Origin of the sequence: Sphingomonas sp. (genome assembly GCF_036388215.1) — a bacterium.
In the GTDB taxonomy this organism is placed as follows: domain Bacteria; phylum Pseudomonadota; class Alphaproteobacteria; order Sphingomonadales; family Sphingomonadaceae; genus Sphingomonas.
The window spans coordinates 438397-448810 of record NZ_DASVSH010000033.1; the positions used below are offsets into that span (position 1 = coordinate 438397).

17 protein-coding genes are annotated in these 10414 nt (G+C 64.4%); 14 read left to right on the top strand and 3 right to left on the bottom strand.

What is annotated here, in order from left to right; all coding sequences use genetic code 11:
* Positions 1-40: 40 nt before the first annotated feature.
* Together VF617_RS16320 and VF617_RS16325 are read left to right on the top strand one after the other, a co-directional pair.
* Positions 41-529 (top strand): GAF domain-containing protein, encoded by a 489-nt coding sequence (locus VF617_RS16320; RefSeq protein WP_331015962.1) that lies wholly within the window; start codon positions 41-43, stop codon positions 527-529.
* Between the two features lie 110 nt (positions 530-639).
* Positions 640-1593: an RcnB family protein gene (locus VF617_RS16325; protein ID WP_331015963.1), complete on the top strand. Its 954-nt coding sequence runs from the start codon at positions 640-642 to the stop codon at positions 1591-1593.
* A gap of 3 nt (positions 1594-1596) precedes the next feature.
* Here the strand turns inward: VF617_RS16325 and VF617_RS16330 are convergent, their stop codons facing one another.
* Positions 1597-2052 (bottom strand): universal stress protein, encoded by a 456-nt coding sequence (locus VF617_RS16330; protein WP_331015964.1) that lies wholly within the window; start codon positions 2050-2052, stop codon positions 1597-1599.
* Positions 2053-2181: 129 nt separating this feature from the next.
* Between VF617_RS16330 and VF617_RS16335 the strand changes: the two genes are divergently transcribed.
* From VF617_RS16335 to VF617_RS16370, 8 genes are all read left to right on the top strand, one after another.
* Positions 2182-3573, top strand: coding sequence for a pyruvate dehydrogenase complex dihydrolipoamide acetyltransferase (locus VF617_RS16335; RefSeq protein ID WP_331015965.1), 1392 nt, complete (start codon positions 2182-2184; stop codon positions 3571-3573).
* Between the two features lie 13 nt (positions 3574-3586).
* Positions 3587-3805 (top strand): hypothetical protein, encoded by a 219-nt coding sequence (locus VF617_RS16340; protein ID WP_331015966.1) that lies wholly within the window; start codon positions 3587-3589, stop codon positions 3803-3805.
* On the top strand, positions 3798-4235 hold the full coding sequence (locus tag VF617_RS16345; RefSeq protein WP_331015967.1) for an acyl-CoA thioesterase: 438 nt from the start codon (positions 3798-3800) through the stop codon (positions 4233-4235). The genes VF617_RS16340 and VF617_RS16345 overlap by 8 nt, the downstream gene beginning before the upstream one ends.
* A gap of 46 nt (positions 4236-4281) precedes the next feature.
* A complete protein-coding gene (locus tag VF617_RS16350; RefSeq protein WP_331015991.1) occupies positions 4282-4665 on the top strand; it encodes an endonuclease domain-containing protein in 384 nt (127 codons plus the stop codon).
* The gene (gene lpdA / locus VF617_RS16355; RefSeq protein ID WP_331015968.1) at positions 4658-6055 is read left to right on the top strand and encodes a dihydrolipoyl dehydrogenase; all 1398 of its coding nucleotides are present in this window, start codon (positions 4658-4660) and stop codon (positions 6053-6055) included. The genes VF617_RS16350 and lpdA overlap by 8 nt, the downstream gene beginning before the upstream one ends.
* A 71-nt stretch (positions 6056-6126) precedes the next feature.
* Positions 6127-6501, top strand: coding sequence for a hypothetical protein (locus VF617_RS16360; protein WP_331015969.1), 375 nt, complete (start codon positions 6127-6129; stop codon positions 6499-6501).
* A 41-nt stretch (positions 6502-6542) separates the two neighbouring features.
* Complete coding sequence (locus VF617_RS16365) at positions 6543-6887, top strand: DUF3140 domain-containing protein (RefSeq protein WP_331015970.1); 345 nt, start codon at positions 6543-6545, stop codon at positions 6885-6887.
* A 111-nt stretch (positions 6888-6998) separates the two neighbouring features.
* The gene (locus VF617_RS16370; protein WP_331015971.1) at positions 6999-7592 is read left to right on the top strand and encodes a DUF4142 domain-containing protein; all 594 of its coding nucleotides are present in this window, start codon (positions 6999-7001) and stop codon (positions 7590-7592) included.
* Positions 7593-7669: 77 nt separating this feature from the next.
* Here VF617_RS16370 and VF617_RS16375 read toward each other — a convergent pair whose 3' ends face one another.
* Complete coding sequence (locus tag VF617_RS16375) at positions 7670-8143, bottom strand: polymer-forming cytoskeletal protein (RefSeq protein WP_331015972.1); 474 nt, start codon at positions 8141-8143, stop codon at positions 7670-7672.
* On the bottom strand, positions 8143-8721 hold the full coding sequence (locus VF617_RS16380; protein ID WP_331015973.1) for a hypothetical protein: 579 nt from the start codon (positions 8719-8721) through the stop codon (positions 8143-8145). The genes VF617_RS16375 and VF617_RS16380 overlap by 1 nt, the downstream gene beginning before the upstream one ends.
* 280 nt (positions 8722-9001) lie before the next feature.
* Here VF617_RS16380 and rpsL point away from each other — a divergent pair, with 280 nt between their 5' ends.
* The 4 genes from rpsL to VF617_RS16400 form a co-directional block, all read left to right on the top strand.
* Positions 9002-9373: a 30S ribosomal protein S12 gene (rpsL, locus tag VF617_RS16385; RefSeq protein WP_029936467.1), complete on the top strand. Its 372-nt coding sequence runs from the start codon at positions 9002-9004 to the stop codon at positions 9371-9373.
* Between the two features lie 59 nt (positions 9374-9432).
* Positions 9433-9903 carry a 30S ribosomal protein S7 gene (rpsG, locus tag VF617_RS16390; RefSeq protein ID WP_331015974.1) on the top strand — a complete coding sequence of 157 codons (471 nt, stop codon included), beginning with the start codon at positions 9433-9435 and terminating at the stop codon, positions 9901-9903.
* A 31-nt stretch (positions 9904-9934) separates the two neighbouring features.
* Positions 9935-10171 carry a hypothetical protein gene (locus VF617_RS16395; protein WP_331015975.1) on the top strand — a complete coding sequence of 79 codons (237 nt, stop codon included), beginning with the start codon at positions 9935-9937 and terminating at the stop codon, positions 10169-10171.
* A 43-nt stretch (positions 10172-10214) separates the two neighbouring features.
* Positions 10215-10414: GTP-binding protein (locus tag VF617_RS16400; RefSeq protein WP_331015976.1), on the top strand; the 200-nt coding region annotated here is incomplete at its 3' end.

Here is a 10414-nt window from a genome sequence, read left to right on the forward strand (position 1 = left end):
GAGAGGTGTACGAGGCGTCGGGATCGACTAAATACCCCTCATGTACGATTTCACCGTAACCGCCGCCTCGAAGTCCGAGCTCTACCGCGATCTCGCCGCCGCGCTCGACTCGCTCACTGCCGACGAGCCCGATGCCATCGCCAACATGGCCAATGCCGCCGCGTTGATCTGGCAGTATCTGCCCGATCTCAATTGGGCGGGCTTCTATCGCAATTTGAACGGCGAACTCGTCCTCGGGCCGTTCCAGGGCAAGGCGGCGTGCATCCGGATACCGTTCCGCAAGGGCGTGTGCGGCGCCGCGGCCGCCACCCGCGAGACGCAGTTGGTCGAGGACGTCCACGCCTTTCCCGGTCATATCGCCTGCGATGCGGCGAGCCGGTCCGAACTGGTCGTGCCGATCATGCATCAGGGCGAATTGCTCGCCGTGCTCGATCTCGACAGCCCCAGCCCTGCACGTTTCGATGCGGGCGACGCTGCTGGTTGCGAGGCGCTGGCGCGAATTTTGGCCCCACGGCTGGTTAATTCCTGACCCGGATCGGGACGCCGTTAAGCAAAGCTGGTCATGGCTGTGACGCAACCAAAGGAGTAATCTTTCGTCAACCATAAGAGCGGGGCGGCTCGGTGGCGAAGGAGTATTTTGTGAAGCGTTTCCTGATGATGGTGGCCATTTCGGCAGCGGCGCTGGGCGCCGCGGCGCCGGCTGCCGCGCAAGGCTATGGCGCCCCGATCCCGGCACCGGGGGGCATGGTCTATGGCCAGCCGAATATGCCGCCGCCTTTCGTCACAGGCCCGCCGCCGGGGCCGCAGGTGCAGACCGCAGGTCCGCGCGTGTGGCAGAACGGGCGCTGGATGGCGCTGCCGCCCAGCCAGAATGTCGCGCGTTACAACAATCCGGACCGCTGGGGCTATGAGCGCGACGGCCGCTGGTCGGGCGGCTCGCGCGCGCCGGGCGGATGGGGCGCGTACCGCCGCCTCGGCAGGGGCCATCGCATGCCCAATTATTGGCTGAGCGGATCGTTCGGGCTTTCGGACTATCTGAACTTCGGCCTCGCCGCACCACCCCACGGCTATCGCTGGATCCGCTATTATGATGACGCGGTGCTAGTGGATCATCAGGGGCAGGTGTGGGATTCGGTGGGCGGAATCGCCTGGGCCGGAGCCGGCGCGTCGGCGGGCGGCGGCTATTCGAACAGCTACAGCTATTCCAGCGCGGGCGCGGCGATCCAGCCCGTCGATCCCAACCAATATTACGGGCAACAGCAATACCCGGGGGGGTATGCACCGCCGGTGGACTATGCGCCGCCGGCGGCGCAGCATGGCTATGGCGCGGGCTACGGCTCCAGCCATGGTTCAAGCTCTGGTTCGAGTTACCAGCAGGGCAGCCATTATTACGGCGCGCCGACCAGTTCGACCTTTTCCTCGGTGACGATCATCCCGACCATTACGACCACGACGATCGTCGAGGAAGAGATCTTCGAGGAGGAAGTGGTGACGACGCGCTATGTTCGCGCCGCTCCCCGCCGCGTGGTGCGCCGTGCACCGGTCAAGCGCTATCGCGCCAAGCCGAAATGCTGCGTCTGCGTTTGCCGGTAAGGCTCAGCTAAGCCGGTCGATCGCTTCGATATCGAGCGAGCCGGGGATGATCATCACCGGTACGCTCAGCGCCCCGGCATCCGCCCCGGCGAAATGCGCGACCAGCGGCCCGGGCGGGCCGCTGGCTGCCGCTCCCAGCACAAGCGCGGCGATGTCGCGATTTGCGGCGATCATCTCGCGCACCACGTGTGGTCCATCGCCCTCACGCATCGTGATCGAGGGGGTGATCCCCGATTCGCTCAGCAGGGTCCCCGCAGCGCGCGCGACCAGGGCTTCGGCCTGCTGCCGCGCTTCTTCCTCGATCGTCGCCATCACGCCGCCCCACGCGACGAACTCCTGCGGTGGAATCATCGCGAGGATTTCGACGTTCCCGCCGGTCTTCACCGCCCGCCGCGCGGCAAAGCGCAACGCGATCTCGGCCTCCGGGCTCTCGTCGATCACCACCAGATAGGTGCGCATGGATGCTTTCCCCTCTTGAGGCGTTGGTGCCCGGCGATTGCCTTTCGTGCAAGCCGGTGTCTTGACCCGTGGCGAGCCCGGCGCAAAGAGGGGTGATCCTTCGACCTGCGCGCAATGACGGGAAGCCCCATGGGAATCGAAATCAAGATGCCGGCCCTCTCCCCCACGATGGAGGAGGGCACGCTTGCCAAATGGATGGTCAAGGAAGGCGACACGGTGAAGTCTGGCGACTTGCTGGCCGAGATCGAGACCGACAAGGCGACGATGGAATTCGAAGCCGTCGATGAAGGCGTGATCGGCAAGATCATGATCGCCGAGGGCACCGATAATGTGAAGGTCGGCACGGTGATCGCGACGATGGCGGGCGAGGGGGGCGAAGTCTCCGCGCCTGCGCCGGCTGCTGTCGCTTCTCCCTCTCCCACTTCAGGGGGAGCATCGGGCCGCTCGTCCCCCGGACGAGCTGAAGACAGCCGGGGGCTGTCTTCACCCGATGCTGGTGCCCAAGGCGAAGCCGAGGGCGGGAAAGGGGGAAGTGCGGCGAACGCGCAGCCAGCTCCATCCCCGACTCCCCCCTCTCCCCAGCCCTCCCCCCCTGAAGTGGGAGAGGGAGAAAGAATAAAGGCTAGCCCACTTGCGAAGCGTCTTGCCGCCGAGAAGGGGCTGGATCTTGCCGGGATTTCCGGATCGGGGCCGAACGGCCGGATCGTCAAGGCGGACCTCGAAGGTGCGAAGCCCGGTGCCGCGCCCGCCCCTAGGGCAGAGGCCGCCGCTCCCGCGAGCGCTCCTGCAGCCGCGCCGGCCGAGGCCAAGGCCGTCTGGTACGACGAATCGATCCCGCACGAGGAGGAGAAGCTCTCCAACATCCGCAAGACGATCGCGCGCCGGCTTACCGAATCGAAGCAGACCGTTCCCCATATTTACCTCACGGTCGATATCCGCCTCGATGCGCTGCTCAAGCTGCGCGGCGAGCTCAACAAGGCGCTCGAAGGCCGCGGCGTGAAGCTCTCGGTCAACGATCTGCTGATCAAGGCATTGGGCGTCGCGCTGATCCAGACGCCCAAGTGCAACGTGACGTATACCGGCGACAAGCTGATCAAGTACGGCCGCGCGGACGTCTCGGTCGCTGTCTCGACCCCGACGGGCCTGATCACGCCGATCATCCGCGACGCGGCGGGCATCAGCGTCTCGGCGATTTCGACGCAGATGAAGGACCTTGCCGGCCGCGCCAAGGAAGGCAAGCTCAAGCCCGAGGAGTATCAGGGCGGCACCGCCAGCCTGTCCAACATGGGAATGTTCGGGATCAGGCAGTTCGAAGCGGTGATCAACCCGCCCCAGGGCATGATCATGGCGATCGGCGCGGGCGAGAAGCGCCCGTACATCGTCGACGACGCGCTCGGCGTGGCGACGGTCATGTCCGCTACTGGCAGCTTCGATCACCGTGCGATCGACGGCGCGGATGGCGCCGAGCTGATGAAGCTGTTCAAGGAACTCATAGAGGCCCCGATGGGCATGATCGCCTGAGGAGCCGCGGCGGATGCGCGTCCTGATCGAAGTGTTGCACATCGCGGTGGGGCTGCTGGCCGCATTGCTGATCGCGGCGCTCGCGTCCTGGTCGTACCCGCTCGCCAGGCACGATATCTGGCTGGTCGCGTATGTGGCGATGGCGGCGGTGGTGCTGATGGGCATAGGCCCGATCCGCCGCGCTTACGCCGAAGACAAAGCCCAGCTGGACCGCACGCCCTCCGATGGCTGAGACAAGGCCCACGAGCCAGCCCGCGATCCGCGTGAGCGCGATGCCCGCCGACGCCAATGCGTATGGCGACATCTTCGGCGGCTGGCTGATCGGCCAGATGGACCTGGCCGCAGGGTTGGTGGCGGCGCGCAAGGCCAAGGGGCGCGCGGTCACCATCGCGATGGACGGCATGCAATTCCACGCGCCGGTCCATGTCGGTGACGAAGTGTCGGTCTATGCCGAGATCGCCAGGGTCGGCCGCACATCGATGACCATCGCCGTCGAAGCCTGGCGGAGAGGGCGGCATGGCGAGGAGATGGAGAAGGTGACGGAGGCGAGCTTCGTATTTGTGGCGATCGATGCGCAGCGGAAGCCGCGGGCGGTGGAAGTTCTTTCCCCCTCTCCCCTTGAGGGAGAGGGAGGGGCCCACCGCGAAGTGGTGGGAGGGTGAGGGGGTGCCCGGGTACGATGCTCTCACATTGAACCGCGCTAAGGAGATGCGTAGGGCTCCCACCGAGAGTGAGCGGGTTCTTTGGACTCACCTGCGTGGAGCCAGGCTGAAAGATGCCAAATTCCGGCGCCAGCAACCAATCGGACCTTATATCGCCGACTTTGTGTGCCAGGAGCATCGGCTAATCGTGGAGGCGGATGGCTCGCAACATGCAGGGAGCGATCATGATGCGCGTCGCGATGCCTTCCTCGCAGAGAAGGGATATCGGGTCGTTCGCTTTTGGAACAACGCGGTTCTTGACGATATAGACGCGGTCAAAGCGGCAATCTCCGCCGCGCTTTCGGACCCTCACCCTCCCAAGCCTTCGGCTTGGGCCCCTCCCTCTCCCTCAAGGGGAGAGGGGTTCAATAAGGACACCCCCCTTGGCTGAATCCTACGATCTCATCGTTCTCGGCTCTGGCCCCGGCGGCTATGTCGCCGCGATCCGCGCGGCGCAGCTCGGGCTCAAGACCGCCATTGTCGAGCGCGAGAACCTTGGCGGCATCTGCCTCAATTGGGGCTGCATCCCCACCAAGGCGCTGCTGCGCTCGGCCGAGATCTTCCACTACATGCAGCACGCCAAGGATTACGGCCTCGCCGCCGAGAAGATCAGCGCGGACCTGGAGGCAGTGGTCAAGCGCTCGCGCGGTGTGGCCAGGCAGCTCAACCAGGGCGTTACGCACCTGATGAAGAAGAACAAGATCGCGGTGCACATGGGCAGCGGCAAGCTGACCGGGAAAGGCAAGGTCAGCGTCACAGCCGCCGATGGCAAGGCGACCGAGCTGACGGCCAAGAACATCATCATCGCTACCGGCGCGCGCGCCCGCGACCTTCCCTTCGCAAAGGCGGACGGCAAGCGCATCTGGACCTACCGCCACGCGATGACGCCGCCGGAAATGCCGACCAAATTGCTGGTGATCGGATCGGGCGCGATCGGGATCGAGTTTGCGAGCTTCTATAACGACATGGGCTCGGAAGTGACCGTGGTCGAAATGCTAGACCGCGTCGTGCCGGTCGAGGACGCCGATGTTTCCGCGTTCCTCGAAAAATCGCTCAAGAAGCAGGGCATGACGATCCTCACGGGCGCGGGGGTCGACAAGATCGAAGTGACCGCCAGCGGCGTGAAGGCCGCGATCAAAGGCAAGGACGGCAAGGTCGCCACTGGGGACTACAGTCACGTTATCGTCGCGATCGGCATCGTGCCCAACACCGAGGATATCGGATTGGAAGCGCTGGGCGTGAAGACCGAGCGCGGCCACATCGTCACGGATGCAACCTGCAAGACCTCGGTCGAGGGCATCTACGCCATCGGCGACGTCACCCAGCCGCCCTGGCTCGCGCACAAGGCGAGCCATGAAGGCGTGATCGCAGTCGAGGCGATCAACGGCGGCCATCCCCACGCGATGGACCCGAAGAACATTCCCGGCTGCACCTATTGTCATCCCCAGATCGCCAGCGTCGGCTTGACCGAGGCAAAAGCGAAGGAAGCGGGCCATGAAGTGAAGGTCGGCAACTTCCCCTTTATCGGCAACGGCAAGGCGATCGCGCTGGGCGAGGCCGAGGGCTTCATCAAGACCGTGTTCGACGCCAAGACCGGCGAATTGCTGGGCGCGCACATGATCGGTGCCGAAGTCACCGAGCTGATCCAAGGCTACACTATCGGCAAGACGCTGGAGACCACCGAGGCCGAGCTGATGGAAACGGTCTTCCCGCATCCGACGCTGAGCGAGATGATGCACGAGAGCGTGCTCGGGGCCTACGGGAAGGCGATCCATATCTAGCCGCGCCGGCATTCAGCTTTTGTCAGCATTCTCCCGGCATCATCGTGCTCCTGTATGGCGGGAGGCGGGGCGTGTCTTTCAAGTCGGTGTTCGGTGTGGTCGCGGCGCTCTTGCCGGTCGGCTATTGCGGCTATCTGCTGCTCTATTTTCGCGATGTCAGCGGCGAAGCCGGCCCGGTCGAGACGGGCTTGGGTCCCACGATGCTGGGGCTGGGCGCGGTGGGTCTGTTGTTCACAATCCCGCTTATTCTCAAGATGGTGCGGCTCTTCGCGGGGTCGCCTGCGTCCGCGGCGCGCGTGGAGCCTCTTGCCGAGGACAGCACCTTCGATGCCGATGCGGCGCTCGCGCGCTATCTGGCGCGCAAGGCGGCCGGGGGCGGGGAGGCGCCGGTGCCTCCACGAGGTCCCGCTCCGCGAGGAGGAGGATTCGGGCGCAGGTCAGTCTAGGCGGGCCCGAGCGCCCGCTTTTCCGCGGGAGCTGAGCCGTCATGCCTTTAAAGGATGATCACGAGCAGGTCTGGAAGAACTTCCAAGCCGTGGTGAACATGACTGCCGCCGAGATGGACGAATGGCTCGATACAGAGGAGAGCCGTAAGGTCGGCTTCAAGCGCCCTGGAGAGACAGAAAGCGTGGGCCATGCCTCGGGCCGGCGGATCGCGCAGCTATTGCGCGCCAGGAAGTCCGATCTGGACGGCGGTGACTATGCCCACATGCGCAAGGTCGTCGCCTTCGTGAAGCGTCACCGGGGGCAGGGGCCGCACGACGAGTTTAAGATACCCACTTCGCGCTGGCGCTATTCGCTGATGAACTGGGGCCACGATCCGCTCAAATAGCCAGACACTGATCTATGTTTGGTTGTTGTTTTAATTGCGTTTCTCCGGAACCAAATGCGGAACGGCGCAAGTCATGCGGCGTTGGGGCGCTACCACAGGAGGAACGTCTGCATGAACATGAAACTGATCGCTCTTAGCCTTGCTCCAATCTTCGCGCTCGGCGCATGCGCGGGCGGCGGCGACGCCGGCAATACGACCGCCGGCAACACGACCGTCACCGACACCGCGATGCCCGCAGAGAACGGCATGATGGGCGGCAACGCGATGCAGACCGGCATGCCCGCTTCCCCCGGCCAGGCCTTTGCCGATACGGCCGGTGCGAGCGATTGGTATGAGATCGAGGCCGGCAAGCTCGCGCAGGAAAAGGCGACGACCCCGGCGCTCAAGGACTTTGGCCAGATGATGGTCAAGGGCCACACCGCGTCCACCGAGAAGCTCAAGGCCGCAGGGGCCAAGGCGAACCCGGCGATCACGCCAAATCCCGCGCTGACCGCCGAGCAGGAAGCCAATCTCGCGGCGCTGCGGGCAGCCGAAGGCACTGCCTTCGACGCCGCATATAAGATGCAGCAGGTCGCCGCGCACGAGAAGACGCTGGCTGCTGTCAAGGACTATGCCGAAGGCGGCGATGTTCCGGAGCTCAAGGCCTTCGCGGCCGAAATGTCGAAGGTGGTCAAGATGCACCTGGACAAGATCAAGGGCATGTAAGGCTCGGACCAAGCCCCAAGAGAAAGGCCGCGTTCCTCTGGAGGAACGCGGCCTTTTCTATTAGCGGACCCGCAAGATCAGGCGGCGTGCTCGTTCGCCGCTACGGGAAGCGACGTCGCCTCCACGGCTCGCGGGCCTTGCTGCGCGGCGGCGGCCTGGATCGTGCTCATGTGCTTGAGCCGGCCGTCGATATGACCGCCATTCTCGATCGTGATGTTCTCATATTCGACATCGCCGCTGATCTTTGCCGAACGCTCGATCGTGAGCTGGCGCACGCGCACCGTACCTTCGATCGCGCCGGCAAGCCGGGCGCTCTCCGCCGTGACGCTGCCGAATATCTGGCTGTCCGCACCCTGCGCCAGCGTGCCGCAATTCACATCGCCTTCGACACGCCCATCGATATGCAGGTCGGCGCTGGCGGTGACGCTGCCCGTGACGATCACATCGGGGCCGAGCACCGAAAACATGCCGCGCTTCGCGCCACCGCTCTGCTGCGGCGGAGCCGGCGGCATTGCCGGACGCTCGTCGCGGCCACGATTACCATTGAACATTACGCTACTCCCCAAGTCCCGGATCCCGATTCCCCTTCGGAGTCATTAGCATAAGTAGCAGGGCGCTGCAGAGAGCAAATGTCTTCGATTCGTTCCAATGAGGGATTGTCGTTGGCGATCGCGCAAAATGCCCCGCGTAGCGAAAGCCACGCCATGCCGGGAGTCATTGCGCAAGCGAGCCCCGCCGTGAGCCAATCGCCAAGCAGCAGGGCCGCTGCGCTACAATGCACCGCGAGCGCCACCAGCGACTGGCTCGCATCGCGCCGCGTCGCCAGAATAGCGAGCGCACAGGGCGCCAGCACCGCGCCCGGGCCGATCCCCGGGAGGCTCAGCGCCAGCAGCGCCGCGGGCAGCGCGGCTCCGATTTGCCCCGATCGACCCGCGGGGGTGATGCTGAGCCGTGCCAGGTGCCAGGCCAGCAGCCCGGCGCTGCCCGCCACCAAAAGCCCCAATCCGCCCCAGCCGAATAAAGGGGCCGCGCCGGGCAAGGCGGGGCCGGCTAGCCCAAGCACCAGCGTTGCCGCCAGCGCGGCGAGCGCCGCGAGCGGGCGGCGCCAGCGGCCGAGGGGGTTGCGCACTATCATCCATTGCTGCTTAGCCGCACGGGAGTTGACGCATCCTTAGCCCGCGCGATTTGGGCGGAGAGGAGCGGTTGACCGCTTGGGGGAGCGCCGCTATAGGCGCCACCGTCTCGAAGCGTGCTGGCCAAGGCCAAATGCCTCATCGAGACAAGAGCTGAACGTTGCTGGAAACGCAATGGCCCGGGGGGTCGAAGACACCCGGGGCCTTTTCGTATTCTCTCTTGTTCCAGCAAAGTAACCTCCGGATTATCCGGGCAACATAAGGTGAAGGGCTTTCATGCCGACGATCAACCAGCTGGTCCGCAAGGGCCGCGAACCGCAGAAGGCCAAGTCAAAGGTCCCTGCGATGGAGCAGAACCCGCAGAAGCGCGGCGTTTGCACGCGCGTCTATACGACGACTCCGAAGAAGCCGAACTCGGCGCTGCGCAAGGTTGCCAAGGTCCGCCTGACCAACCAGCGCGAAGTCATCAGCTACATTCCGGGGGAAGGCCACAATCTTCAGGAGCACTCGGTGGTCCTGATCCGTGGCGGCCGCGTTCGCGATCTTCCCGGCGTTCGCTATCACGTCCTGCGCGGCGTGCTCGATACGCAGGGCGTGAAGGATCGCCGCCAGTCGCGTTCGAAATACGGGGCCAAGCGTCCGAAGTAAGAAGCCACAGTAAGCCCCGGACGTGTTCCGGACCCGCTGAAGATTGAAAGGAATATCAGATGGCTCGTCGTCGTCGCCCAGAAAAGCGCATCATTCTCCCTGATCCCGTTTACGGGGATGAGGTTCTCTCCAAGTTCATGAATTCGGTGATGCTGGACGGCAAGAAGTCCGTCGCCGAGAACATCGTCTATTCGGCGATGCAGACCGTCGAGCAGCGCGCCAAGCGCGAGCCGATCGGCGTGTTTCATGACGCGCTGAACAACATCAAGCCGGGCATCGAGGTCCGCTCGCGCCGCGTTGGCGGTGCGACGTACCAGGTTCCCGTCGAAGTGCGCCCCGAGCGCGCCCAGGCGCTGGCGATCCGCTGGCTCATCACGTCGGCGCGCAACCGCAGCGAGCACACCATGTCGGCCCGCCTTTCCGGCGAGCTCATGGATGCGGCGAACAACCGCGGCAACGCGGTCAAGAAGCGCGAAGACACGCACCGCATGGCCGAAGCCAACCGCGCGTTCTCGCATTATCGCTGGTAAGGGCTATATAGAGCTTGCGAAGGATCAGGCGATGGCAACCACACCCGGGCGCGATAATCTCGATTTCGAAGAGCAGCGCGCTCGGATTTGGCGTGCTCTCGAGGAAGTCGAAAAAATTTCGGCGGAGACACGCAAGCTGATTGCCGAGGCTGACAAGGTCGGTGCGGAGACCAAAATTTTACCGCTATCGACGGTGTTTCAGGGCTTTATCGCAGCTGCTGCATTAATGGCCGCCGGCGCGACACTCGCCAAACTCTTCTTTCCGTAAGCCGGCGCAAGCCGATCCGAACCATACCAAAGGAATAACGATCATGGCCCGCAGCCATCCGCTCGACCGCTATCGTAATATCGGCATCATGGCGCATATCGACGCCGGCAAGACGACGACGACCGAGCGCATCCTCTATTACACCGGCAAGTCCTACAAGATCGGCGAAGTGCATGAAGGCACCGCGACGATGGACTGGATGGAGCAGGAGCAGGAGCGCGGGATCACGATCACGTCGGCTGC

Bases quoted from the DNA above. Each gene is read 5' to 3' on its own strand.
- VF617_RS16345 (WP_331015967.1), top strand. From the start codon at position 3,798: ATGGCTGAGACAAGGCCCACGAGCCAGCCCGCGATCCGCGTGAGCGCG.
- rpsL (WP_029936467.1), top strand. From the start codon at position 9,002: ATGCCGACGATCAACCAGCTGGTCCGCAAGGGCCGCGAACCGCAGAAG.
- VF617_RS16365 (WP_331015970.1), top strand. From the start codon at position 6,543: ATGCCTTTAAAGGATGATCACGAGCAGGTCTGGAAGAACTTCCAAGCC.
- VF617_RS16320 (WP_331015962.1), top strand. From the start codon at position 41: ATGTACGATTTCACCGTAACCGCCGCCTCGAAGTCCGAGCTCTACCGC.
- VF617_RS16375 (WP_331015972.1), bottom strand. From the start codon at position 8,143: ATGTTCAATGGTAATCGTGGCCGCGACGAGCGTCCGGCAATGCCGCCG.
- VF617_RS16335 (WP_331015965.1), top strand. From the start codon at position 2,182: ATGGGAATCGAAATCAAGATGCCGGCCCTCTCCCCCACGATGGAGGAG.
- VF617_RS16395 (WP_331015975.1), top strand. From the start codon at position 9,935: ATGGCAACCACACCCGGGCGCGATAATCTCGATTTCGAAGAGCAGCGC.
- VF617_RS16340 (WP_331015966.1), top strand. From the start codon at position 3,587: ATGCGCGTCCTGATCGAAGTGTTGCACATCGCGGTGGGGCTGCTGGCC.
- VF617_RS16370 (WP_331015971.1), top strand. From the start codon at position 6,999: ATGAACATGAAACTGATCGCTCTTAGCCTTGCTCCAATCTTCGCGCTC.
- rpsG (WP_331015974.1), top strand. From the start codon at position 9,433: ATGGCTCGTCGTCGTCGCCCAGAAAAGCGCATCATTCTCCCTGATCCC.
- VF617_RS16350 (WP_331015991.1), top strand. From the start codon at position 4,282: ATGCGTAGGGCTCCCACCGAGAGTGAGCGGGTTCTTTGGACTCACCTG.
- VF617_RS16330 (WP_331015964.1), bottom strand. From the start codon at position 2,052: ATGCGCACCTATCTGGTGGTGATCGACGAGAGCCCGGAGGCCGAGATC.